General features: G+C 74.5%; 25 protein-coding genes. 4 read left to right on the top strand and 21 right to left on the bottom strand.

Annotated features, from left to right (window positions below):
- The first annotated feature begins 18 nt into the window (after positions 1-18).
- Together ACIP67_RS29280 and ACIP67_RS29275 are read left to right on the top strand one after the other, a co-directional pair.
- Positions 19-153 carry a hypothetical protein gene (locus tag ACIP67_RS29280; RefSeq protein ID WP_401695856.1) on the top strand — a complete coding sequence of 45 codons (135 nt, stop codon included), beginning with the start codon at positions 19-21 and terminating at the stop codon, positions 151-153.
- A gap of 143 nt (positions 154-296) precedes the next feature.
- Entirely contained in the window at positions 297-1,118 is an 822-nt protein-coding gene (locus ACIP67_RS29275) for a class I SAM-dependent methyltransferase (protein ID WP_401695855.1), read from the top strand.
- Between the two features lie 105 nt (positions 1,119-1,223).
- Here the strand turns inward: ACIP67_RS29275 and ACIP67_RS29270 are convergent, their stop codons facing one another.
- From ACIP67_RS29270 to ACIP67_RS29200, 15 genes are all read right to left on the bottom strand, one after another.
- Complete coding sequence (locus ACIP67_RS29270; protein WP_401695877.1) at positions 1,224-1,487, bottom strand: gas vesicle protein K; 264 nt, start codon at positions 1,485-1,487, stop codon at positions 1,224-1,226.
- A 98-nt stretch (positions 1,488-1,585) separates the two neighbouring features.
- Positions 1,586-1,774, bottom strand: a complete 189-nt coding sequence (locus ACIP67_RS29265; protein WP_401695854.1) for a gas vesicle protein — start codon at positions 1,772-1,774, stop codon at positions 1,586-1,588.
- Positions 1,771-2,607 (bottom strand): GvpL/GvpF family gas vesicle protein, encoded by an 837-nt coding sequence (locus ACIP67_RS29260; protein ID WP_401695853.1) that lies wholly within the window; start codon positions 2,605-2,607, stop codon positions 1,771-1,773. Before ACIP67_RS29260 ends, ACIP67_RS29265 begins: the two co-directional genes overlap by 4 nt.
- Positions 2,604-2,945, bottom strand: a complete 342-nt coding sequence (locus ACIP67_RS29255; RefSeq protein WP_389514655.1) for a gas vesicle protein — start codon at positions 2,943-2,945, stop codon at positions 2,604-2,606. Before ACIP67_RS29255 ends, ACIP67_RS29260 begins: the two co-directional genes overlap by 4 nt.
- The gene (locus ACIP67_RS29250) at positions 2,942-4,120 is read right to left on the bottom strand and encodes an SRPBCC family protein (RefSeq protein ID WP_401695852.1); all 1,179 of its coding nucleotides are present in this window, start codon (positions 4,118-4,120) and stop codon (positions 2,942-2,944) included. Before ACIP67_RS29250 ends, ACIP67_RS29255 begins: the two co-directional genes overlap by 4 nt.
- Positions 4,117-4,788 (bottom strand): DNA primase, encoded by a 672-nt coding sequence (locus ACIP67_RS29245; protein WP_401695850.1) that lies wholly within the window; start codon positions 4,786-4,788, stop codon positions 4,117-4,119. The genes ACIP67_RS29250 and ACIP67_RS29245 overlap by 4 nt, the downstream gene beginning before the upstream one ends.
- On the bottom strand, positions 4,785-5,045 hold the full coding sequence (locus ACIP67_RS29240) for a gas vesicle protein GvpG (RefSeq protein ID WP_401695849.1): 261 nt from the start codon (positions 5,043-5,045) through the stop codon (positions 4,785-4,787). Before ACIP67_RS29240 ends, ACIP67_RS29245 begins: the two co-directional genes overlap by 4 nt.
- A gap of 36 nt (positions 5,046-5,081) precedes the next feature.
- Entirely contained in the window at positions 5,082-5,837 is a 756-nt protein-coding gene (locus ACIP67_RS29235; RefSeq protein ID WP_401695848.1) for a GvpL/GvpF family gas vesicle protein, read from the bottom strand.
- Positions 5,834-6,256 (bottom strand): gas vesicle structural protein GvpA, encoded by a 423-nt coding sequence (locus ACIP67_RS29230; protein ID WP_389514664.1) that lies wholly within the window; start codon positions 6,254-6,256, stop codon positions 5,834-5,836. The genes ACIP67_RS29235 and ACIP67_RS29230 overlap by 4 nt, the downstream gene beginning before the upstream one ends.
- Positions 6,257-6,314: 58 nt before the next feature.
- Complete coding sequence (locus ACIP67_RS29225) at positions 6,315-6,734, bottom strand: gas vesicle protein (protein WP_401695847.1); 420 nt, start codon at positions 6,732-6,734, stop codon at positions 6,315-6,317.
- A gap of 104 nt (positions 6,735-6,838) precedes the next feature.
- The gene (ligD, locus tag ACIP67_RS29220; RefSeq protein WP_401695845.1) at positions 6,839-7,777 is read right to left on the bottom strand and encodes a non-homologous end-joining DNA ligase; all 939 of its coding nucleotides are present in this window, start codon (positions 7,775-7,777) and stop codon (positions 6,839-6,841) included.
- Positions 7,774-9,621: a transketolase gene (locus ACIP67_RS29215; protein WP_401695844.1), complete on the bottom strand. Its 1,848-nt coding sequence runs from the start codon at positions 9,619-9,621 to the stop codon at positions 7,774-7,776. The genes ligD and ACIP67_RS29215 overlap by 4 nt, the downstream gene beginning before the upstream one ends.
- A 4-nt stretch (positions 9,622-9,625) precedes the next feature.
- Positions 9,626-11,614, bottom strand: a complete 1,989-nt coding sequence (locus tag ACIP67_RS29210) for an NAD(P)/FAD-dependent oxidoreductase (RefSeq protein WP_401695843.1) — start codon at positions 11,612-11,614, stop codon at positions 9,626-9,628.
- 458 nt (positions 11,615-12,072) lie between these two features.
- Positions 12,073-13,095: an SDR family oxidoreductase gene (locus ACIP67_RS29205; RefSeq protein WP_401695842.1), complete on the bottom strand. Its 1,023-nt coding sequence runs from the start codon at positions 13,093-13,095 to the stop codon at positions 12,073-12,075.
- A 48-nt stretch (positions 13,096-13,143) separates the two neighbouring features.
- On the bottom strand, positions 13,144-13,617 hold the full coding sequence (locus ACIP67_RS29200) for a phage holin family protein (protein ID WP_401695841.1): 474 nt from the start codon (positions 13,615-13,617) through the stop codon (positions 13,144-13,146).
- A gap of 142 nt (positions 13,618-13,759) precedes the next feature.
- Here ACIP67_RS29200 and ACIP67_RS29195 point away from each other — a divergent pair, with 142 nt between their 5' ends.
- Both ACIP67_RS29195 and ACIP67_RS29190 read left to right on the top strand, forming a co-directional pair.
- Positions 13,760-14,443, top strand: a complete 684-nt coding sequence (locus tag ACIP67_RS29195; RefSeq protein WP_401695840.1) for a hemerythrin domain-containing protein — start codon at positions 13,760-13,762, stop codon at positions 14,441-14,443.
- Between the two features lie 10 nt (positions 14,444-14,453).
- Positions 14,454-14,810, top strand: coding sequence for a VOC family protein (locus ACIP67_RS29190; RefSeq protein WP_401695839.1), 357 nt, complete (start codon positions 14,454-14,456; stop codon positions 14,808-14,810).
- 126 nt (positions 14,811-14,936) lie between these two features.
- Here the strand turns inward: ACIP67_RS29190 and ACIP67_RS29185 are convergent, their stop codons facing one another.
- From ACIP67_RS29185 to ACIP67_RS29160, 6 genes are all read right to left on the bottom strand, one after another.
- Positions 14,937-15,497 (bottom strand): GNAT family N-acetyltransferase, encoded by a 561-nt coding sequence (locus tag ACIP67_RS29185; RefSeq protein WP_401695838.1) that lies wholly within the window; start codon positions 15,495-15,497, stop codon positions 14,937-14,939.
- Positions 15,498-15,683: 186 nt separating this feature from the next.
- Complete coding sequence (locus ACIP67_RS29180; RefSeq protein ID WP_401695837.1) at positions 15,684-16,604, bottom strand: LD-carboxypeptidase; 921 nt, start codon at positions 16,602-16,604, stop codon at positions 15,684-15,686.
- Entirely contained in the window at positions 16,601-18,553 is a 1,953-nt protein-coding gene (locus ACIP67_RS29175) for a prolyl oligopeptidase family serine peptidase (RefSeq protein ID WP_401695836.1), read from the bottom strand. The genes ACIP67_RS29180 and ACIP67_RS29175 overlap by 4 nt, the downstream gene beginning before the upstream one ends.
- Positions 18,554-18,569: 16 nt before the next feature.
- Positions 18,570-19,874 carry a M20/M25/M40 family metallo-hydrolase gene (locus ACIP67_RS29170; protein WP_401695835.1) on the bottom strand — a complete coding sequence of 435 codons (1,305 nt, stop codon included), beginning with the start codon at positions 19,872-19,874 and terminating at the stop codon, positions 18,570-18,572.
- Positions 19,867-20,700 carry a M55 family metallopeptidase gene (locus ACIP67_RS29165; RefSeq protein WP_401695834.1) on the bottom strand — a complete coding sequence of 278 codons (834 nt, stop codon included), beginning with the start codon at positions 20,698-20,700 and terminating at the stop codon, positions 19,867-19,869. Before ACIP67_RS29165 ends, ACIP67_RS29170 begins: the two co-directional genes overlap by 8 nt.
- A 536-nt stretch (positions 20,701-21,236) precedes the next feature.
- Positions 21,237-21,404, bottom strand: coding sequence for a hypothetical protein (locus ACIP67_RS29160; RefSeq protein WP_401695833.1), 168 nt, complete (start codon positions 21,402-21,404; stop codon positions 21,237-21,239).
- Positions 21,405-21,440 lie beyond the last annotated feature (36 nt).

The following is a 21,440-nucleotide window of genomic DNA, read 5'->3' as shown; positions in this document are numbered from 1 at the left end:
CCAGGGTACCCGCGGGTCATGACGCCCGACGTCGACCTGGCCGCCCTGGGCCCCAGGGCCCAGCCCCCGGGCCGGCACGCGCTGCGTGACCGGCTGCTCGCCAGGCAGCCCGAGGTACTGACGCCGTACTGGCCACACAGGGAACGAGATTGACGTCCCGTCAGCTTTATCTGACGAACCGCCAGTCCACATTACAGGACGATCTGTCTCATCATTCGATTGGGCGCGTACGGTGACGGTGTCGCCCCCGGACTCCCCGGAGCCCGGGGACCGGTCCGTCGAGAAGGGGCACAGCCATGCCGAAAGCACGGGAGACCGCCGTCTACACCCACGGGCACCACGAGTCGGTGCTCCGCTCGCACACCTGGCGGACCGCCGCCAACTCCGCGGCCTACCTGCTCGGCTCGCTGAAACCCCACATGAAGATCCTGGACGTCGGCTGCGGTCCGGGCACCATCACCGCCGACCTGGCGGCCCTGGTCCCCGACGGGCACGTCACCGGCGTCGACCACGCTCCGGACATCCTGGACCGGGCGCGGGCCACCGCCGCGGAGCGCGGCCTGACCAACACCGACTTCGCGGTCGCCGACGTCCACGCCCTGGACTACGCCGACGACACGTTCTGCGTGGTCCACGCCCACCAGGTCCTCCAGCACGTCGGCGACCCGGTGCAGGCGCTGCGCGAGATGCGGCGCGTCACCCGGCCCGGCGGGTTCGTCGCCGTACGGGACTCCGACTACGCGGCCATGACCTGGTACCCCGCCTCGCCCGGCCTGGACGACTGGCAGGAGCTGTACCAGCGGGTGGCCCGCGCCAACGGCGGTGAGCCGGACGCCGGCCGGCGCCTGAAGTCCTGGGCGCTGGCGGCCGGCTTCACCGACGTCACGGCCACCTCGGGCACCTGGACGTTCAGCACCCCCGAGGAGCGGGCGTGGTGGAGCGGGCTGTGGGCCGACCGGACCGTCGCCTCCGCCTACGCCGAGCGTGCCGTCCGCGGCGGCCACGCCACCGAGGAGCGGCTGCGGGCGGTGGCGGAGGCCTGGCGGGCCTGGGGAGAGCGGGAGGACGGCTGGTTCGGCGTCCTGCACGGAGAGGTGCTGTGCCGGAAGGACGTCTGATCCGCGGAGGGGGCCGGTGGTGAGTCGCGCGGGCCGGTGGTGACCCGGCTCCGAGCGGACGCCGCCGGGATCGTGCCCGCAGGGAGCCCGGAGAGGCCGGCCGTGTCACTCCCGGGGAAGCAGCGGTCCGAGCGGCCCGAGGTCCAGGTTGAGGTCCTCGGGCCGCAGCCCGTAGCGGTCACGCAGCTCCGCCATGCGGTCGTCCAGCAGCATCAGCGTGAGCCCGATGCGTTCCTCCTGCTCCTCGGTCAGATCCCCCTCGTCGAAGCGGCGCAGCGCCTGCCGTTCCATCAGCTGGCGCAGCAGCTCGACCACGGTGAGGACGAGTTTGACCAGGTCGCGCTCGACGGTGTCGGGCTCGAGGTCCAGCCGGTTGCGCCGCGAGTGCGCCGTAGCGGCCCCGTCGGGCGCGCCGGGCCCGTCGGCCGCGTCCCGGGGCTTCGGTGCGTCGGGCGTGTCGGGTGCGGTCACGCCGACTCCCCCCAGGGCGACGCGACGTTCTTGTTCACGGAGCTGATGAGGGCGTTCAGGTCGATCCGGACCAGGTCCACGTCCGCGATGCGCAGGGTGATGTCGCCCGTGATGACGACCCCGCCGGCCAGCAGCCGGTCGAGCAGGTCGACGAGCGCGATCTCACGCCGTTCCACGACGGTCATGACCGCTCCTCCTCGGTGTCCCGGGCGGTGGCCGTCCCGCTCTCCCCGCCGCTCCCGCCGCCTTCCCCGACGTCGGGGTCCACGAAGGAATAGGCCGCCCACGGTCCGGTGAGCTCCACGCGCATGCCGGATTCCTCGCCCTTCGTACGGTCCACGATCTCCACGAACTCCTCCGACTGCCCGCGCGGAACCAGATAGGCGGCGTTCAGTACGTTCTTGCCGGAGGCCCGGGACAGGGCGGGGTTCTGCGGCGGGTGGAGGCGGGCGGCGTCGGCCCGCTCGGAGAGCAGGGAGTGCAGCCGGCCAGCGAACCGCTCGGCCCGCTGCCAGGCGTCGTCGTCCGCCCTGGCGCGCCGGCGGCGCTGCATCAGGTAGTCCCGGCCGGAGGCGGGCTTCGCCGGAGCCGCGGCCGCCGTGTCCTCCCGGGCGTCGCTCCCGGCCTCGACGTACACCTTCACCCCCCACTCCACCCGGCCCTCGAGCCGGTCCAGGGTGCGCCGGAAGTCCTCCTCGCGCTCCTCGATCATCACGCGGACGCCGCTGTCGTCCCGGAAGACGGTCGCCATCCGGAGCGGCAGCGGCGTGGTGACCGCCGTGAGCGCGTCGATCACCTGCTGGTGGCCCCGGGCGGTCGCGGAGAGCCAGTCCAGGTCCTCCAGATGGGCGCGCAGCGGCTCCTCGGCGAAGTCACGCTCCGGCACGGCGCTGACGACCGCGACGAGACCGTGGTGGTGCACCAGTTTGGCGGGCGCGCCCCCGACCCCCGTCAGCTCGGCCTGGAGCGGCGCGCCGAAGGGGCGGCAGACGGCGTACACGTACCGCAGTGCGGTCATGGGGACTCCTCCCGCGCACGGGTCCGACCGGGTTCCAGTTCCTCCAGGCGCGCCAGCCGCTCACGCAACTCGGCGTTTTCACGCGCGAGTTCGTCGCGGCGGGCGCGGCTGGACAGCGCCGGGTCGGTCTCCCACCAGTCGATGCCCATCTCCTTGGCCTTGTCGACCGAGGCGACGATGAGACGGAGCTTGATCGTGAGCAGTTCGATGTCGAGCAGGTTGATCCGGATGTCGCCGGCGATGACGATGCCCTTGTCCAGGACACGTTCCAGGATGTCGGCGAGGTTGGCCCCGCTGCCCTGGCCGTACGGCTCCGGCATCCGGCTCGGCATGCTCATCGCCGGCTCCCGCCCTTTTCACGCGCCGCCTCTTCGTCCTCGTACTCGTCCTCGTCCTCGTCGTACTGCTCGTCGCCCTCGGGCTCCCGCTCCTCGTACTCCTCCTCGGGCTCCTCGTCGTACTCGGACTCGGACTCGGGCTCCTCCTCGTACTCCTCGCCCTCGTCCTCCTCGGCCTCGCCGGGCTCGCCGGCCTCTTCCTCGGCCCCGCCGGCCTCCTCCTCGGCGTAAGGAGCTTCCTCCTCCTCGCCGCGTTCCTCGTCCTCGCCGCGTTCCTCGTCCTCGCGCTCCTCGCCTTCCTCGGCGAGCGCGTCCTCGTGGGAGCGGACGACCTCGCCGTCGCGGATCTCACCGCGCCAGCTGTCCTGCACCTCCCCCTTCAGGGTGATGAAGCGGGCGAAGTTCTTCAGGTCGAGGCGGGCGCGTCGGCCCTGGGCGCGCCAGATGTTGCCGGTCTTCTCGAAGAACCCCGTGGGGTAGTACTCGATGACCAGCAGGACGCGGGTGAGGTGATCGGCGAGCCGGTGGAAGGAGACGACGCCCTTCGTGGTGCCCTTGGCGCCCTCCGAGGCCCAGGAGATCCGGTCGTCGGGCACCTGCTCGGTGGTCTTCGCCTTCCAGCTGCGGTTGGACCAGAAGACCTTCACCTGCCAGTCGCTGGTGGTCTCGTCGGCGCGGCTCGCGCTCTTGACGCCCTTGGCGAAGGTGCTGAAGTCCTGGTACTGGGTCCACTGGTCGTAGGCCGTGCGCAGCGGCACGCCGACGTCGATCTGCTCCATGATGACGGTGGGCTTCTTGCCCGCGCTGCGCTTGCGCTTGCTCTTGCCGCCGCCGAGGTTCTTCAGCGCTCCGGTCACGCTGTCCTTGGCGCGGGAGACGCCGAGCTCCAGGGCGGTGCGCAGCGGGCCCTTGCCCTCGGCCAGCTTGCGGCCGCCGTCCAGGGCCAGCTTGGCGAAGCCGGGGCTCTTGCCCTCGGCGATGTCGTTCAGCTTGACGGTGGTCTCGCCCAGCTTGCGGCCGACACCGACCATCAGCCGCTGGGCCTGGGCGGCGAGGTACTCCTGTACCTCCGCCTTCAGCCGGTCGGCGGCCTCGCTCTGCGCGACGCCGGCGAGCGGATTGCCGCCGGTCGCCTTGCCCGCAGCGGACTTCACGGAACCGAGGGTCTCGGTCATCGCTCACCGCCTCCCTTCGCTCCTCGGACACGGGAGACCGTCCTCGCCGCCGCCTTCTTGGCCGCGGCGGTCTTCTTGGCGGCCATCGCCGGCGCCTTCTTGACGGGGGCCTTCTTGGCCGGGGCCTTCTTGGCGGCCCGCTCCTCGGGGGCCTGCGGCGCGGGCGCCTTCTTCGCCGCCGCCTTCTTCCGCGGCGGCTCACCGCCCTCGTCCTCCGGCTCCTCGTCCCGGGGCTCCTCCTCGGGCTCCTCCTCCGGCGGCTCCTCGTGCTCGTCCTCGTCGTACGCGTCGTCCTCGTCGTACTCGTCCTCGTCGTCCCGCCGCCCGCGCGTGCCGGGCACGTCCGGGACGACGCCCGACAGCTGGTCGCGGACCTGGGCGGTACGGCCGTGCAGCCGGTCGGCGAGCGCGTTGACCTGCCGCTCGACCATGGCGCCGGAAGCGGCCTTGCCCACGCCCCGGAGATCCTGGCGGAGTTCGTTGCCGATCTCCTTGAACTGGGGGTTGTCCCGCAGTTGCTGCGACAGCAGGTCGGCCAGCGCCTTCGGGCTCAGCTTCAGCCGCTTCCCGGCCACCAGCGAACCGACGGCGAGCGCCAGCTTCATCTTCTTGGTACGCCCGAGGGCGTACCCGGCCCCTATCGCGAGGCCCAGTCCCACTCGATTCATCGTGCCGTCCCGTCCGTTCCCGCGCTGCGGCGCATGGCCGTCTCCAGTCGGTCGAGGAGTTCGTCCTCCCTCTGGTCGAACTCCTCCTCCGTGATCTCACCGGCCTCCAACTGCTCCTCGAGGCGGGAGAGTTCGGCCCGGACCGTGGCAGGGTCGTAGTAGATCCGCTCCGCCTCGCGGAGCACCTGCCCGATCACCCATCCGCTGCCGCGCACCGGTGCGAACGGCAGCAGCAGCACCTCCGAGATCAGCCCCATCTCCCGCTCCTAGGCTCGTTGCGTGCTTGTTCCCCGTCACTCCACGGCCGTCGCCCCCGCGGGCTGGGCCGGGCCGGGCTCGACGAAGCTGTACGGCGGCAGCGGACCGTTGAGGCGCACGTCGAGGTGCGGCCGCTCCTTGCGCAGGTCCTCCACCGCGTTCGCGAACTCCGCGGCCCGGTCCCGTGCCACCAGGAACGACACGTTGGCCAGCCAGCCCGAGGACTCCGGGCCGACGCTGACGGCCGCGCCCAGCGGCTCCAGGGCCTGCTGGACCTCGGCCGCGTCCTGGGCCTCACGGGCCTTCACCGCGGCGGCCACCATCTCGCCGAGCTGGAGGCGCTGCTCGTACGTGCCGCCGCCGGCCTGCCGGTTGGCCTCGGCGAGGGCCCGCAGCTCGGGGCTCTCCGCCATGACCTGGTGCAGCACGGCCTCCTCGATGTGGGTGGCCTTCACGTTGTACTCGACCTTGCCGTCGAGGGCCCGCAGGCGTTCCTCGTAGTGGTCGGCGCGCTCGGCGAGCACCCCGGTGACGGCCGCGTCGTCGGGGGCGACGCTGCCGAACCGCATGGGCAGCACACAGCCCTCCGCGCCGGCCTCGGCGAGGACGTTCTGGTGGGCGAGCAGTTCCCTGCGCTTGGGCCGCAGGTCCTCCGGCGCGTCGCTGACGATCGCCGCCAGCCCGCCCTCGGTCAGCACGCGCACGGGAGTGGGCGGCTCGCCCACCCCGGTCAGCCCCTCGGGGAGCGTCGTCTGCGAGCTCGCGGTGATGCCGTAGACGTACGTGCTCACTCCTCGTCCTCCTTCCTGCGGGAGGAGGTGGACCGGCGGGCACGCGGCCGCTCGGCCTGGCTCTCCTCACGGGCCTGCTTGAAGGCGCCGGAGATGGTCTCGGCGGCACCGGAGAGCGCCCCCTTGGACTTGCCGCGCGCGCCGGACTCGGTGATCTGGCCGACGACGTCGGGCAGCCCCGGGCTCTTGCGCGGGCCGGCCTCCAGGTCGAGGCGGTTGCACGCCTCGGCGAAGCGGAGGTAGGTGTCGACGCTGGCCACGACGACCCGGACGTCGATCTTCAGGATCTCGATGCCTACCAGGGAGACCCGCACGAACGCATCGATGACGAGCCCCCTGTCCAGGACGAGCTCCAGCACGTCGTAGAGGCCGCTGCTGCCACCCCCGCCGCCGGACTGTGTTGCCGGAACAACCGTCATACCGACCGTGCCTCCTTGTCTTGTGGATGGTGTTCTGGTGTGACTGCGGGCGTGCGGCCTAACGGCCGCCGGGCCGATGTGCATCGGCCCGCCCGCGTTCGTAACGGCGGACCCGCCGGTAGCCGGTGAGCTGGCCCTGCGGGTCGAGTTCGACCTGGTAGCTCGCCATCAGGCTCATCGTGTCCGGAACCCGGGCGAGTTCCAGCACCTCGACCTCCAGCGACCAGCCGTCCTCCGTCTGCTCGAAGGACGAGACGCTCTCGGCGGTCATGCCGGTCAGCTCCGCGAGCTGGCTGCGCGCCTCGCGCAGGATCTCCATGGGCCTGGGCCGGTCGTCCGCCACTTCCTCGTCCTTGTCGTTCGAGTCGTCGTCGTTCGAGACGTTGCCGCTCGAGACGTTGTCGTTCGAGTCGTCGTCGTTCGACTCGTTCGGTTTCCGTGCAGTCTGCGAATGCCCTGTGTGTCTTGTGTTCGCCATGACCACCTCTTCCTCCGGGTGGCCGGTAGGTCCTTGGCCAAACCTTCACGAACGCATGCGTCTGCGCCGCCGCACGGACGGGCTGCGTACCGGCGGTCGGTGTATCAGCCACGCAGGGCGTCGAGGCGGCGCCGGGCCGGGCCCAGGGCGCGGCCGCGGCGGCCGGTCAGGCCCGACCACGGGTTCGTACGGGCCTGCTCGACGGCGTCCGCGACGGTCCAGCGGCGCGGGCCGAGGGCGGGGTCGTCGAGCTGCTCCCAGGTGATCGGTGTGGCGACGGGCGCGCCGGGAAGGGCGCGCACCGAGTAGGGGGCGACGGCGGTCTGCGCGTACGCGTTGCGCTGCACGTCGAGGTAGAGGCGGCCGCCGCGGTCCTTCCTGCGGGCCGCGGTGGTCAGCCGGTCGGGGTGTTCGGCGGCGAGCAGGCCGGCGGCGTCCCGGGCGAAGGCGCGGACCTCGTCGAAGTCGTGCCGGCCGTCGAGGGGGACGACGACGTGCAGGCCGCGTGAGCCGGTCGTCATCAGCGCCGACGGCAGCCGGAGCTCGTCGAGCAGGTCGCCCGTCCACCGGGCGGCCTCGCGGACGGCGCCGAAGTCCTCGCCCCCGGGGTCGAGGTCGAAGACCATCACGTCCGGGCGGTGCGGGTGGCCGGCCCGGGAGAGCCAGCGGTGCAGGGTGACGCAGGCCTGGTCGGCGAGGAGGACGAGGCCGGCGGAGTCGTCGCAGACGGTGTGGCGGACAATGCCGTCCTCCTTCGGCAGCTCCACCCTGGTGATCCACTCCGGGTAGTGCTCGGGGGTGTTCTTCTGCACGAAGCGCGGGCCGTCGACGCCGTCGGGGTGCCTCTCCAGCATCAGGGGCCGGCCGCGCAGGTGCGGCAGCATGAACGCGGCCACCGACCGGTAGTAGGCGACGAGGTCGCCCTTGGTGTACTCCCTGGCGTTCCCCTCGCCGGGGAAGAGCACCTTGTCCGGCCGGTGCACCTCGACGGTGCGGCGGCCCGCGCGCACCCTGCGGATGCCGGGGCCGTCGCCCGCCGTCACGGCACGACCGCCGTCTCCACCAGCAGCCGGGCGGAGGCGGCGATCGACTCGGCGTCGATCCCGGCCGCGTGCAGCTGTTCGTCCGGGCTCGCCGAGCCCGGCATCGTCCGCACGGCCAGGCGCGCCAGGCGGGGCACCGGCCGGCCGTCGGAGAAGGCCTCCAGGACGGCGTCGCCGAGGCCGCCCTCCGCGTGGTGGTCCTCCACGGTCACCAGGCAGCCGGTCTCCTCCGCGGCCCGCCGCAGGGTGACCCGGTCGACGGGCTTGACCGAGTACAGGTCGATCACGCGCACCGGGACGTCCTCCCCGGCCAGGGCGTCGGCGGCCTTCAGCGCCTCGTGCACGGTGACGCCGGCGGCGACCAGCGTCAGCCGGTCCCGGTCGGAGGAGCGCAGCACCTTGCTGCCGCCCACCGGGAACTCCTCGTCGGGCCCGTAGAGCACGGGGGCGTCGCCGCGCGAGGTGCGCAGGTAGCGGATGCCGTCCAGGCCGGCCATGGCGGCGACCAGACGGGCGGTCTGGTGGGCGTCGCACGGGTACAGCACCGTCGAGCCGTGCACGGCCCGGAACATCGCCAGGTCCTCCAGCCCCATCTGCGAGGGCCCGTCCTGCCCGATGGAGACCCCGGCGTGCGAGCCGACCAGGTTGATCCCGGCCCCGCTGACCGATGCCATGCGCACGAAGTCGTACGCGCGGCTCAGGAAGGCCGCGAACGTGGACGCGTACGGCACCCAGCCGCGCGTCGACAGGCCGACCGCGGCGGCGACGAGCTGCTGCTCGGCGATGTAGCACTCGAAGAACCGCTCGGGGTGTTCCTTGGCGAAGAACTCGGCGCGGGTGGAGTCGCTCACCTCGCCGTCGAGGGCGACGACGTCGGAGCGGGCGGCGCCGAGGGCGGCCAGGGCCCGGCCGTAGGCGTCGCGGGTGGCGACCTTCTCGCCCCGCTCCCAGCGGGGCAGGTCGAGCGGGCCCGTGGAGACGGAGTGCAGCATGCGGGCCGCGGACGGCTCGTGCACCCGGACGCGCAGGTCACGGGGGCCGCCGAGTTCGGCGATCGCCTCCTCGGGTTCCTTCAGCGGCTTGCCGTGCAGGCCCTCGCGGTCCTCGACGGCTTCCACGCCCTTGCCCTTGAGGGTGCGGGCGAGGATCGCGGTGGGCTGGCCCTGCGTGGACCGGGCCTCGCCGTACGCGCGGTCGACGGCGTCGACGTCGTGGCCGTCGAGCTCGACGGTGTGCCAGCCGAAGGCCTGGAAGCGGCGGGCGTAGGCGTCGAGGTCGTGGCCGTGCCGGGTCGGGCCGCGCTGACCGAGCCGGTTGACGTCGACGATCACGGTGAGGTTGTCCAGGCGCTCGTGGCCCGCGTGCTCGGACGCCTCCCACACCGAGCCCTCGGCCAGCTCGCTGTCCCCGCACAGCACCCACACGCGCGCCTCGGAACGCTCCAGCCGCTGCACGGACAGCGCGATGCCGACGCCCACCGGCAGCCCCTGTCCGAGCGAGCCGGTGGCGGTCTCCACCCAGGGCAGCCGCTGCGGGGTGGGGTGCCCCTCCAGTCGGCTGCCGAGCTTGCGGAAGGTGAGCAGCTCCTCGTCGCCGAGGGCGCCGGCCGCCTTGTAGGCCGCGTACAGCAGCGGGGAGGCATGGCCCTTGGACAGGACGAAGCGGTCGTTGCCGGGGTGGGCGGGGCGGTCGAAGTCGTAGTGGAGGTGGTTCGCCAGCAGTACGGCCATCAGGTCGGCGGCGGACATGGAGGACGTCGGGTGCCCGGAGCCCGCGGCGGCGGAGGCGCGGACGCTGTCCACGCGCAACTGCTGTCCGAGGGCGGTGAGTTCGGCGGTGTCCATCGGGTTACTGGTCTCCTTTCGAGGAGGCTCGCGGGGAGGCGTCGGGGGCGGGGTCGGGGGCGGGGTCGGCTCGGCGCACGGGACCGGGGGCGGGCTCGTGCCCGCCCGGACGCGCCTGGGACCGGCGGCTGTCGGAGGGCCGCGGCCCCGGGGGCTCCTCGTGCGGGGAACGCCTGGCGGCGGTCTCCTCATGCGGGGAATGCCTGGCGTTCTCCTCGTGCGGGGAATGTCTGGCGGTCTCCTCGTGCGGGGGCCGCCTGGCGGTCTCCGGGGTCGGCGCGACGACCGCCCCGGTGTCGTCGTCGCCTCCCGCGCCCGTGTCGCCGCCCGCCTGCCGGGCGGGAGCGGAGGCGGGCCCGGGGCCGGGATCGGGGCTGGGATCGGGGCCGGGATCGGGATCGGGGCCGGGATCGGGATCGGGATCGGGAGCCGCCGCGGTGGTGTCCCGGTCCGCTGCCGGACCGGGGCGCTCACCGCCAGGGTCCGAGCCCGTGCCGGGCCGGTGCCCCGCGGGCTGCCCGGGTGCCGGATGCCGCACGGGCTCCCCGTGCGTCGGGTGCCTCGCCGGTTCCGGGGTCGGCGCGACGACCGCCCCGGTGTCGTCGTCGCCTCCCGCGCCCGTGTCGCCGCCCGCCTCCGGGGCGAGGGCGGCTCCCGGTCCGGAGGACGCCGAGGCACGGTGTCCGGGCCGGTCGGGGACGCGGGTCAGTTCCGGCGACGCCGTGTCCAGCGGCACCGCCCACGAGCGGACGAGGCCCAACTGGACGGCCTGGCGCGGCAGGACGGCGTCCAGCAGCCAGTCGGCGGCGACCCGGACGCGGTTGCCGGGCATGGCGGCGAGGTGGTAGCCGCGGGTGACCGCGCCGGCCGGCAGCCCGGAGAGCGGGACGCCGAGCGGGTTGGCGGCGGCCTTGACCCCGCCGAGGTCGACGACGAACCCCTTGTCCTTGTGCCGGTACGGCCGCAGCGTGCCCCCGGTCAGGGAGGCCGCGATGTTGTGCCCGGCGACCCTGCCCTGCCGCCAGGCGTGCTGGGCGGTCATCGGCGTGTACTGCCCAGGCTTCTCCAGGTCGGGTACGGCGGCCGCGTCACCGCAGGCGAACACCTCGGGCCGGCCCGGCACCCGGAGCGTGGGCTCGACGAGGAGCCGGCCGCGTTCCATCGGCAGCCCCAGGGACTCGGCGAGCGGATCGGGCCGTACGCCCACGCACCACACCAGGGTGCGGGTGTCGACGAACGCGCCGTCGGTGAGCAGGACCCCGTCGCGGGTGGCCTCCTTCACGGAGGTGCCCGTGCGCACGTCGACGCCCCGTTCGCGCAGCACCCGGTCGGCGGTGCGCGAGAGCCGTTCGTCCAGCTCGGGCAGGACCCGCTCGGCGACGTCGAGGAGCAGCCAGCGCGGTCGCATCCCCGTGGCCGGCGGGTGCGCGCGGGCCAGCGCGTCGGTGAACAGCTGCCCCTGCGCGGCGACCTCGGTGCCGGTGTAGCCGGCCCCGACCACCACGAACGTGCAGCGCGCCACGCACTCCGCGGCGCTGTCGGCGACGGCGGCGAGCTCCGTCTGACGGGTGACGTGGTCGCGCAGGTACAGCGCCTCGGGCAGACCGCGGAAGCCGTGCGCGTGCTCGGCGACGCCGGGGATGGGCAGCAGCTTGTTGACACTGCCCGCGGCGAGCACCAGCCGGTCGTAGGCGAGCGTGCCCGGTTCGCCCTCGGGGCCGGTGTACCGGACGGTGCGTCCGTCGAGGTCGATGCGGTCGGCCTCGCCGAGCACCAGCCGCACCCCCGACAGGGTGCCGGTGAGGGAGACGGTGACCCGGCGGGGTTCGAGGATGCCGGCGGCCACCTGGGGCAGCAGGGGCAGGTAAAGGAAGTAGTCGGTGGGGTTCAGCAGGATGATGTCGGCCCGGCCCCGGGCCGCCCGTGTCAGGGCGCGGGCCGTCCGGTACCCGGCGAAACCGGCTCCGACGATCACGATGCGGGGTCGACTCACGGGTTCGCCTCCGGCTGGGGTTCCCCACGCCCTCGCGGCGCGGGGAGCGTGTCGTACGAGGCTTTCCGCGTCCCCCTGGCCAGGGCCGCCAAACGTCCGGGGTCCCGGCGCGGGGGCGCAGGGGTCCCGGCGCGGGGGCGCACGCCCACCGGTTCTCCGCCGCCCGCGCCGTCGGGCACCGGGGCGCGGTCGGACCCGCTGCCCGGCACGTCGGCGGGGGTGTCCGGGCCCCGACGGTTGGGGGGCGGGTGCCGGGCGCCTCGCACCGGGCTCCACAAAGTCGGGCACCGCAGGAGTCGGGCACCGCTTACCCGGCACCACGTGCCCGGCACCGCGCGGTCGTCGGGCGCCTCGCACCGGGCTCCACAGGGTCGGGCATCGCAGGAGTCGGGCACCGCTTACCCGGCACCACGTGCCCGGCGCCGCGCGGTCGGACACCGTGTGCCCGGTGCCGCGGGTCAGCCCCGGTCGCGTCGCCGCAGGCTCGCGGTGAGCGCCGCGCCCACGCCCGCGGCCAGCAGCCCGGCGCCCATCCGGTTCCGGTTGCGCGAGAGCCACTCCTGCGGGTCCCGGGTGGCGGACTCCTCGTCGAAACGGCCGTGCGCGCCGAAGTCGTGTCCGTGAGGGCCGTCGGCCGGGCTCCACAGGTTGCCGGGCCCGCCGGCCGCGGACTCCGTCTCCCGGCCGTGCCGGTCCCGCGGTTCCTGCTGCGCGTCGAAGCCCGTCCGGGCCAGGTAGCGGTCGAGGAACCCGGGGGCGACGGCGTTGGCGAGCAGGGTGGCCGCCGTGGAGGCGCCCACCCAGTACTCCCGCCGCCGCGCGTGTCCCGCGGCGTGCACGACGGCCCGCGCGGCGACCTCCGGCTGGTACACGGGCGCCACGGGCCGGGGCCGCCCCGGCATGCGGTTCACCACCCAGTCGAACTGGGGGGTGTTGACGGCGGGCAGCTGCACCATCGTCGTGCGCACCCGGCTGCCGCCGTGCAGCAGTTCGCAGCGCAGCGACTCGTTGAACCCCTGGATGGCGTGCTTGGCCCCGCAGTACGCCGACTGGAGCGGCACCCCGCGGTAGGCGAGCGCGGAGCCGACCTGCACGATCGTGCCGCGGTCGCGCGGCAGCATGTGGCGCAGGGCGGCTCGCGTGCCGAACACGTAGCCCAGGTAGGTCACTTCGGTCACCCGGCGGAACTCGTCGGGGGTGATCTCCGTGAAGGGGGCGAACACGCCGGAGAAGGCGTTGTTGACCCACACGTCGATACGGCCGAAGGCGTCGGCGACCTGCTGCGCCGCGTCCTCGACCGCCTTGGCGTCGGCCATGTCGACGCTCACCACGAGCGCCTCACCACCGGTGCGCTGCACGTCGTCCGCCGCGGCGGCGAGGCCCTCACGGCCGCGGGCGAGGAGGGCGACCCGGTCGCCGCGCGCGGCGAAGGCACGGGCCGTGGCCCGGCCGACGCCGCCGCTGGCCCCGGTCACCACCACGGCCCGTCCCCGGCCGGCCGCCGTCGTCCCACGCGTCCGCACCCGGCATCACGCCCGGTGGTGCGGCGACTCGGGGTCGGTGTCACCGGGGCGCGGCGCCGCGGCGGGCGGGGTGGGCGGCATGGGCGGGTACGGCATGCCGAGGCCGCCGGCCGGCCCGGTGGGGGTCACCCCGGCGGCCGTGGGGCCGTGCGGGGCCGACGCCGCGGCCTCGTGGTGGGCCGGGTGCCGGTGCGGCCGGGCGGCGCCGCGCAGCACGTACGCCAGGACGCCGAGGATCGCCGCGGTGATCAGCGCGGCGGCCCAGTCCGGCAGTCCCGTGGCGAGCCCCAGCCCCACGGCCAGCGCTACGGCGGCACCCGCGTACAGGGCGAGAGCGCCGGACGCGGCGTACAGCATGGCCGTGCGGCGCTGCTTGCGGGTCTGCTCGCGCAGTTCCTCGCGGATGGTCTCGCGTGCCACCTGCGCCAGTTCGTCGACGAGATGCTTGTCCAGATGCTCCAGGTGATCGATGCGTTCCATGGAATGCGGGTACCCGGGGCGTCGGGCGGATAACGCCGGCGGGTCGCGGGGCGCGGTCGGCGGCCCGGTGCGCCGTGCGCCCCGGCGGAACGCGGTTCACCGTCTCATACGTGGTTCACCGTCTCAGGAGAGAGCTCAGGTCATGTCCGAGCGAAGCGACGTGGTGGAGCTGCTGGTGGAGCAGCACGCGCGCATCCGGAAGCTGTTCGAGGAGGTGGCGCGGGCCGGGGGCGAGGAGCGCAGGCGGGCCTTCCAGGACCTGGTCCGGCTGCTCGCGGTGCACGAGACGGTCGAGGAGGAGGTCGTCCACCCCTTCGTGCGCCGACACCTGCGCGGTGGTGCGCGCCTCGCCGGGAGGCGGATCGCGGAGGAGGCGCGGGCCGGGCGTGCGCTGGCCCGCCTGGACGCCGTGGAGCCGGACTCGCCCGCCTTCCCCGGTCTGCTCGCGGCCCTGCGCCGGGACGTGCTGGCGCACGCCGCCGCCGAGGAGCGGTACGAGTTCCCGCGCCTCGACCAGGTCGCGGACGGGGGCGGGCTGGCGGCGCTGGCCCACGCCGTCCGCGCGGCCGACGCGCTCGTGCCCACCCGGCCGCATCCGGTCACGGCCACCGGCGCCGTGCGAGACGGTCCGGAGCCGGACGCCGGCCCCGCACCGGGCGGCCGGGGCGCGGACACCGGCGGCGGGCGGGGCGGTCCGGGCGCGGACGCCGGTCCCGGGCACGCGGCGGCGGCCGCGGGGCCGCGGTCGGCCGGCCGGCGTGCGCGGGACGGCCGGACGGCGGGGGGATGGCGTGAAGGATCCTCCCGCGCGGGCCGCCCGCACTAGGCTCCTCGCCATGGACATCCTGGGAGCCACGCTGCGTGTCTGCGTCGACGATCTCGAGGCCGCCGTCCCCTTCTACGAGCGTCTGGCCGGCGCGCCCGCGCAGCGGTTCGGGCGCGGTGGTGTGGAGGTGGCGGCGGTCGGCTGCTTCCTGCTGATGAGCGGGCCGGAGAGCGAGCTGGAGGTGCTGCGCAAGGTCACGGCGACGATCGCGGTCACGGACGTCGACGAGGCGTACAAACGGCTCACCGAACTGGGCGCGGACGTGCTCGCGGGGCCGTTGGCGACGCCGGTGGGCCGCAATCTGATCGCGCTGCACCCGGACGGTTCGGTCTACGAGTACGCCGAGACCGCCGACCGCCGACCGTGACGCGGGTGCCGCTCGCGACCGGCAGGGGCGCGGACGGCCACATCGGTCGGGCGCCGCTCGGGACCGGCCGGGCGCGCGGACGGCGACATCGGTCGGGCGCCCGCCGTACCGTCCGGGGCGGGACGGTCAGCCGGAAGGCCGGCAGGTCCACATCTCGACGGTGAGCGCCCACCGCTCGTGGTCCCGCCACTCCCCGTCGATGTAGATCATTTTCGGGGAGAAGCCCTCCCGGCGGAAGCCGCAGGCCCGGGCGAGGGCGATGGAGGCGGCGTTGCCGGGCTGCACGTTGATCTCCAGCCGGTGCAGCCGCAGCGGTCCGAACGCGTGTCCCACCACGAGGCCGAGCCCCTCGCGCATCAGTCCGCGTCCGGCGGCGTGCGCGAAGGCGCCGTAGCCCAGCGCACCGCACTGGAAGCCGCCCTCGACGATGTTGTTGATGTTGATGAAGCCGGCGATGGCGTCGTCGTCCAGCGTGCACACGAGGAAGCCCGCCTTCGTGGGGTCCTCGATGAGCCGGCCGGCGTACGCGGTGTACGCGTGGGCGGTGGCCGGCGGGAACAGCCACGGGTGGTGCAGGTCCTTGCTCTCGCGGACCCGTGCGGCGAACTCGGCACCGTCCGCGTAGGTGAAGTGGCGTATGCCCACGCGGGGACCCTCGGCGAGGTAGCGGGAAGCGGTGTGCGGCACCGGCCCAGCCTACGACGGGGGCGGTCGTGGCGCTCCGCCGCCGGGCCTGGGTCCTGTGGGCCCGGGTCCTGTCGTCGGGCCTGGGGCCTGTGAGCCCGGGTCCTGTCGTCGGGCCCGGGTCCTGTCGTCGGGCCTGGGGCCTGTCGTCGGACTCCCGTCCGCCGTGCGGGGCGACACGCCCCCCGATCACCGCAGGGCGGGCTCGTCGAGGGTGAGCGTGCCCGCGTCGGCGTCCAGTTCGGCGTGCACCCCGAACGGCACGGTCAGCGCTCCCTCGCAGTGGCCGAAGCCGAGCTCCTCCACGACGGGCACCCCGAGCCCGCCGAGCCGGTCGGCGAGGACCGGCCGCAGGTGCTCGTAGGGGCCGCAGCGGTCCCAGGAGCCGAGCGCGACGCCCGCGACGCCGTCCAGCCAGCCGGTGCGCAGCAGGTGGGTGAGCGTCCGGTCCACGCGGTAGGGCTGCTCCCCCACGTCCTCCAGCAGGAGCAGCCCGCCGCGGGCGCCGGGCCGGGTGTGCGGGGTGCCCTGTCCGGTGGCGAGCAGGGTGAGGCAGCCGCCGAGGGTGACGCCCCGGGCGCGGCCGGGTGCCAGGCCGGTGCCGGAGGAGGTGAGCGTGCGGACGGTCTCGGGGGCGAACAGGGTGGCCTTCAGGTGGTCCTGGGCGCGGGCGTCCTTGGCGAGGTCGCCGCCGGCGACGGGCCCGTACAGGGTGACCAGGCCGAGGCGGACGGCGAACGCCTCGTGGAGGGTGGTCGCGTCGCTGAAGCCGACGAACACCTTGGGGCCGGCCGCCCGCATCGCGTCCCAGTCGAGGAGGTCGACCATGCGCTGGGCGCCGTAGCCGCCGCGCGCGCAGATGACCGCGTCGACGGCCGGGTCGCACCAGGCCCGTTGGAGGTCGGCGGCCCGGTCCTCGTCGGTGCCCGCGAGGTGGCCGAGCGTGCCGTGGCGGTCGAGCACGTGCGGGGCGGCCTGCGGGTCGAGGTCCCAGCCGCGCAGTACGTCGAGCCCGGCCTGGAGCCGTTCCTCGGCGACGGGTCCGCTGGGTGCGACGACGGCGACCCGGGCGCCGGGGGCGAGCCGGGCGGGCCGCACGAGGTCCTTCACTGCGTGAGCTCCAGGGTCGGGATGCCGGGCGGACACAGCCCGAACACCTGAGCGTACAGGGAGAGCTCGGCCTCCAGGGCGCGCACCATCGTCGTGGCCCGCCGGAAGCCGTGCCCCTCCCCTTCGAAGGCGAGGTGGGCGTGCGGCACCCGGCGTCCCGCGAGGCGGGCCAGCAGGCGTCCGGCCTGGGCGGGCGGGCAGATCGGGTCGTCCAGGCCCTGGAGCAGCAGGAACGGCACGCCGATCCGGTCGGCGTGCTCGGCGGGCGAGCGTTCGGCGTAGCGGGCGGGCACCTCGGCGAGCGGCCCGACGAGGGTGTCGAGGTAGCGGGACTCGAAGTCGTGGGTCCCGCCCGTCGCCCAGGCCACCAGGTCGAGGACCGGGTAGGCGAGCGTGCCGCAGGCGTAGACGTCGGTGCCGGTCAGGGAGGCGGCGGCGGTCCAGCCGCCGGCGCTGCCGCCGCGGATCGCCAGCCGCCGCCGGTCGGCGGTGCCCTCCTCGGCGAGGGCGAGGGCGACGGCCGCGCAGTCCTCGACGTCGACCACGCCCCACTGCTCCCGCAGCCGGTCCCGGTACTCCCGCCCGTAGCCGGTCGACCCGCCGTAGTTCACCTCGGCGACGCCGATGCCGCGGGAGGTGAAGTAGGCGATCTCCAGGTCCAGCACGAGCGGGGAGCGGTCGGTGGGTCCGCCGTGCGCCCGCACCACGTACGGGGGCAGCTCGGCGTCCGGGCCGGTACAGCCGGGGTGGTGGGGCGGGTAGACGTGGGCGTGGACCTCCCGGCCGTCGGGGCCGGCGAAGGTGCGGATCCGGGGTTCCGGGTAGTAGGAGGGGTCGACGGTGTCGTGGTGGGCGGCGCCGACGACGCGGGCGTGGCCCGTGCGGACGTCCAGCTCGATCACCTCGTGGGCGCTGCGCGGGCTCGCCCCGACGGCGACGACCCTCTCGCCGTGCGCGGCGAGCGTGGGCGCGAACTCGGTCCACGGCCCGGCCGCGTCGACGACCTCGCCGGTCTCCGGGTCGAGGACGCCGAGCCGGGCGGACCCGCGGCCGTGGACGACGGCGACGAGCCCGCCGTCCAGCGGGGCGAACCAGGACAGGCCCGGCTTCCACAGGGGACCGGCGAACTCCTCCGCGCGGGGGCAGACCGGCTCGTGGTCGCGGTACAGGTTCCACCAGCCCGTGCGGTCGCTGGTGTGGAGCAGACGGCCGTCCGCCGACCAGTCGACCTGGGCCACCGACTCGCGCGGCCCGCCCGCCACGACCTGTTCCGGGCCGAACGTCCCGTCGGCGCCGACCTCGGCGACGACGGCCTCGGTGCCGTCCCACGGCATCCACGGATGGTCCCAGGCCAGCCAGGCGGCCCGCCGGCCGTCCGGGGAGAGCCGCGCCCCGGTGACGAACCGCCGCCGTCCGTCGGTGAGTTCGCGCACGGCCCGCCGGTCGTCCGCGGCCGATCCGTCCAGCGGTACGGCGGCCAGGACGCGGCGGACGTCGGTGGGCCCGTCGCCGGTGAACTCCTCCAGCACGCACCACACCTCGCCCTGCTCCGGCAGCACCCGGGGCTCCGCCCAGCGCAGTCCGCCGCCCACCGCCGAGACCGGGGTCAGCGGCCGGGGTGTGCCGCCGGGCTCGAAGGCGTACAGCCGCTGGTCGTCGAAGTGCGTGAACACCACGAGGGGACCCGCCCCGTGCGGCACGCCGGCCCAGGGCCGGCCGCCGTACTCCAGGACCCGGCTGCGCACGTTCCAGGGCGCGGGCAGGACCGGTTCCTCGCCGCCGTCGGCGCGTCGCCGCACGAGGGTGCGCCGGCCGCCCTCGGCGGGCCGGGGCGCCGTCCACCACACCTCGTCGCCGACGAAGCCGACGTACTCGGGCCGCCCGTCGTGCGCGGCGGCGAGGCCCGCGTCGAGGGGCGAGGGCCAGGAGCCGTACGGCAGGATCTGCACGCTCTCCCCCGCTCGCCTAGGCCGTCCGCAGGAAGCGGTCGAGGACGCGGACGCCGAAGTGGAGGGCGTCGACGGGGACGCGTTCGTCGACACCGTGGAAGAGGGCCTGGTAGTCGAAGCCCTCGGGCAGCCGCAGCGGCGCGAAGCCGTAGCCGGTGATCCCGAGCCGCGAGAACTGCTTGGCGTCCGTGCCACCGGACATGCAGTACGGCACCACGTGCCCCTCGGGCGCGAACTCCTGCACGGCGGCGCGCATCCCGGCGAACGTGGGCGAGTCCAGGGGTGCCTGGAGGGCGACCTCGCGGTGCACGTACTCCCAGTCGACGTCGGGGCCGGTGAGGTCGTCGAGGGTCGCGCGGAACTCGTCCTCGCCGCCCGGCAGGAAGCGTCCGTCGACATGGGCGACGGCCTCCCCGGGGATCACGTTGACCTTGTAACCGGCGTCCAGCATGGTCGGGTTGGCGCTGTTGCGGACGGTCGCCTCGACCAGCTTGCCGGCCGGCCCGAGCTTGTCCAGCAGGGCGTCGACGTCGTCGAGGCAGGCGTCGATGCCGTAGAGGCCGGCGAGTTCGGTGAGCGCGGCCCGCACGGTCGGGGTGAGGCGCGGCGGCCACTCGTACGCGCCGATGCGGGTGATGGCGGCGGCGAGGCGGGTCACCGCGTTCTCCCGGTTGACCTTGGAGCCGTGCCCGGCCCGGCCGCGCGCGGTCAGCCGCAGCCAGCCGGTGCCGCGCTCGCCCGCCGCGATGGGGTAGATCTCGCGTCCGGCGCCGTCGTGGAAGGTGAAGGCGCCGGACTCGCCGATGGCCTCCGTGCAGCCCTCGAAGAGGTGGGGGTGCTCGTCGGCGAGGAAACCGGCGCCGTCCTCGGCGCTGGCCTCCTCGTCGGCGGTGAAGGCGACGACGAGGTCGCGCCGGGGCCGGACGCCGGCGCGGGCCCAGGAGCGGACGACGGCGAGGATCATCGCGTCCATGTTCTTCATGTCGACCGCGCCCCGGCCCCACACGACCCCGTCGCGGACCTCGCCGGAGAAGGGGTGCACGGTCCAGTCGGCGGCCTCGGCGGGCACGACGTCGAGGTGACCGTGGACGAGCAGCGCGTCCGCGGACGGGTCGGTGCCCTCGATCCGCGCGACGACGTTGGTACGGCCCGGGGTGCGTTCGAGGAGCACCGGTTCGACGCCCGCCTCCGCGAGCAGCGCGGCCGCGTACTCGGCGGCGGGCCGCTCCCGGCAGTCCCCGCCGCCCCGGTTGGTGGTGTCGATCCGGATGAGGTCGGAGGTGAACCCCACGACCTCTTCGTACGCCTGGACGTCAGCCATACTGCTCCTCCACCGCGGCCGAGACGATCGTCGTCACGGCCTTGAACGTGCGGATCCCCTCGTACATGGTGCCGCTGGTGTACGCCACCTTGCGCTCGCCGGTCCGGGCGACGCCCGGCACGACGGTGGCGGCCATCGCGAGGTGTTCGGCGTCGAACTCGACGGCGACCGTGAAGGGTCCGGCCTGCACCGGCTCATGACGGACGGCGAGCCGCGCGGCGTCCTTCGCGGCCGCGCGGATGTCGGCCGCGGTGCGGGCCGGCGTCCGGCACACGGCCGCGTACCGCGACACATGGTCCTTGACCGCCACCTTCAGCGCCTGAGGCGCGTACCCGAGCGCGTCCTCGCAGGCCACGTCGTCCCCGGTGACCAGCACCACCGGCACCCCGTACTCGGCGACGACCCGCGCGTTGAGCAGCCCCTCGCTGGCCCGTACGCCGTCCAGCCACACCCCGGTGATGGAGTTGGCGAGGTAGGTGTGGGCGAGGACGCCCTCCATGCCGGCGCCGGCGTGGTAGCCGACGAACGCGACGGCGTCGACGTCGCCGTGCTGGACGCCCTCCACCATGGACAGCGCCTTGTGTCGCCCGGTGAGCATCTGCGCCCGCTCGTCGAGCCGTTCGAGGAGCAGGTTGCGCATGGTCCAGTGCGCCTCGTTGACCAGGACCTCGTCGGCGCCGCCGTCGTAGAAGCCGCGGACGGCGGCGTCGACGTCCGAGGTGAACAGGGCACGGCACCGCTCCCACTGCGGCGTCCCCGGCAGCACGTCGGCCGGCCAGGTGACGCCGGTGGCGCCCTCCATGTCGGCGCTGATGAGGATCTTCATGCTGTGTCACGTTACGTGATGTGCGGGCCCGTGCCGCGTCCGCCGGGACATGACCCCCGTGTCGGCATATGCCAAGAGAAGACGGGAAGGGTCGGTTTCCCCCGTCGGCGCTACCGAACGCTTGTCCAGTGCTCCACCCTTCAGGGTGGAGGTGTAGGGCATCCTGTCTGTAGCGGCTCGGAGGGTCGCAGCGGCACGGCCAGGATCGCCGTGCCGGGCAACGAAGTTGTCCGGCCTACCGCCGGACGGGCGGGAAGTCAGGCCTGCGGAGGCCACGTAAGACCGACCCCCACCGGTCGGCAGAGGCCCGTGAAACAGGAACCCAAGGTGGTACCGCGTAGCGGTACGCACCGGAATCTCCTGCCCTCGGGCAGGAGAGGGCGTCAATCTCGCCCTCCGAGCCGGCCGCAGCGCCCATACCGGCCGGCGGAGCGCCTGCACCGGCCGGGGCACGCGCACCGGCCGGGGTACCCGCACCCGGCCGGGGTACCCGCACCCGGCCGGGGTACCCGCGCCGGTGCGCGTGCCCGCGGTGCTCACTTGTCCTGCGTGGTCAGCCACAGCGTCACGGCGGCGGCGAGCGCGTCGAAGGCGGCGCGGATCTCCTCCCAGCTCCAGCCCTGCCGGTGCAGGACGAGGGCCGTCATCGTCATCAGGAACAGCGAGACCGCGGCCGGTTCGCCGTCGGGGCGGTGGGCTTCCATGGGGTCGTTCCCTCCACTCGGGCCGGCGTCATGGCC

It is taken from the genome of Streptomyces sp. NPDC088812 (assembly GCF_044750285.1).
GTDB lineage: Bacteria > Actinomycetota > Actinomycetes > Streptomycetales > Streptomycetaceae > Streptomyces.
This window is presented reverse-complemented; position numbering and strand designations above follow the sequence as displayed.

Excerpts from the sequence above, each read along its gene's own strand:
- ACIP67_RS29250 (WP_401695852.1), bottom strand. The coding sequence starts at position 4,120 with ATGACCGAGACCCTCGGTTCCGTGAAGTCCGCTGCGGGCAAGGCGACC.
- ACIP67_RS29225 (WP_401695847.1), bottom strand. The coding sequence starts at position 6,734 with ATGGCGAACACAAGACACACAGGGCATTCGCAGACTGCACGGAAACCG.
- ACIP67_RS29255 (WP_389514655.1), bottom strand. The coding sequence starts at position 2,945 with ATGAGCATGCCGAGCCGGATGCCGGAGCCGTACGGCCAGGGCAGCGGG.
- ACIP67_RS29230 (WP_389514664.1), bottom strand. The coding sequence starts at position 6,256 with ATGACGGTTGTTCCGGCAACACAGTCCGGCGGCGGGGGTGGCAGCAGC.
- ACIP67_RS29190 (WP_401695839.1), top strand. The coding sequence starts at position 14,454 with ATGGACATCCTGGGAGCCACGCTGCGTGTCTGCGTCGACGATCTCGAG.
- ACIP67_RS29200 (WP_401695841.1), bottom strand. The coding sequence starts at position 13,617 with ATGGAACGCATCGATCACCTGGAGCATCTGGACAAGCATCTCGTCGAC.
- ACIP67_RS29260 (WP_401695853.1), bottom strand. The coding sequence starts at position 2,607 with ATGACCGCACTGCGGTACGTGTACGCCGTCTGCCGCCCCTTCGGCGCG.
- ACIP67_RS29275 (WP_401695855.1), top strand. The coding sequence starts at position 297 with ATGCCGAAAGCACGGGAGACCGCCGTCTACACCCACGGGCACCACGAG.
- ACIP67_RS29240 (WP_401695849.1), bottom strand. The coding sequence starts at position 5,045 with ATGGGGCTGATCTCGGAGGTGCTGCTGCTGCCGTTCGCACCGGTGCGC.
- ACIP67_RS29280 (WP_401695856.1), top strand. The coding sequence starts at position 19 with ATGACGCCCGACGTCGACCTGGCCGCCCTGGGCCCCAGGGCCCAGCCC.
- ACIP67_RS29165 (WP_401695834.1), bottom strand. The coding sequence starts at position 20,700 with ATGAAGATCCTCATCAGCGCCGACATGGAGGGCGCCACCGGCGTCACC.
- ACIP67_RS29215 (WP_401695844.1), bottom strand. The coding sequence starts at position 9,621 with ATGGACACCGCCGAACTCACCGCCCTCGGACAGCAGTTGCGCGTGGAC.
- ACIP67_RS29265 (WP_401695854.1), bottom strand. The coding sequence starts at position 1,774 with ATGACCGTCGTGGAACGGCGTGAGATCGCGCTCGTCGACCTGCTCGAC.
- ACIP67_RS29245 (WP_401695850.1), bottom strand. The coding sequence starts at position 4,788 with ATGAATCGAGTGGGACTGGGCCTCGCGATAGGGGCCGGGTACGCCCTC.
- ACIP67_RS29195 (WP_401695840.1), top strand. The coding sequence starts at position 13,760 with ATGTCCGAGCGAAGCGACGTGGTGGAGCTGCTGGTGGAGCAGCACGCG.
- ACIP67_RS29170 (WP_401695835.1), bottom strand. The coding sequence starts at position 19,874 with ATGGCTGACGTCCAGGCGTACGAAGAGGTCGTGGGGTTCACCTCCGAC.
- ACIP67_RS29160 (WP_401695833.1), bottom strand. The coding sequence starts at position 21,404 with ATGGAAGCCCACCGCCCCGACGGCGAACCGGCCGCGGTCTCGCTGTTC.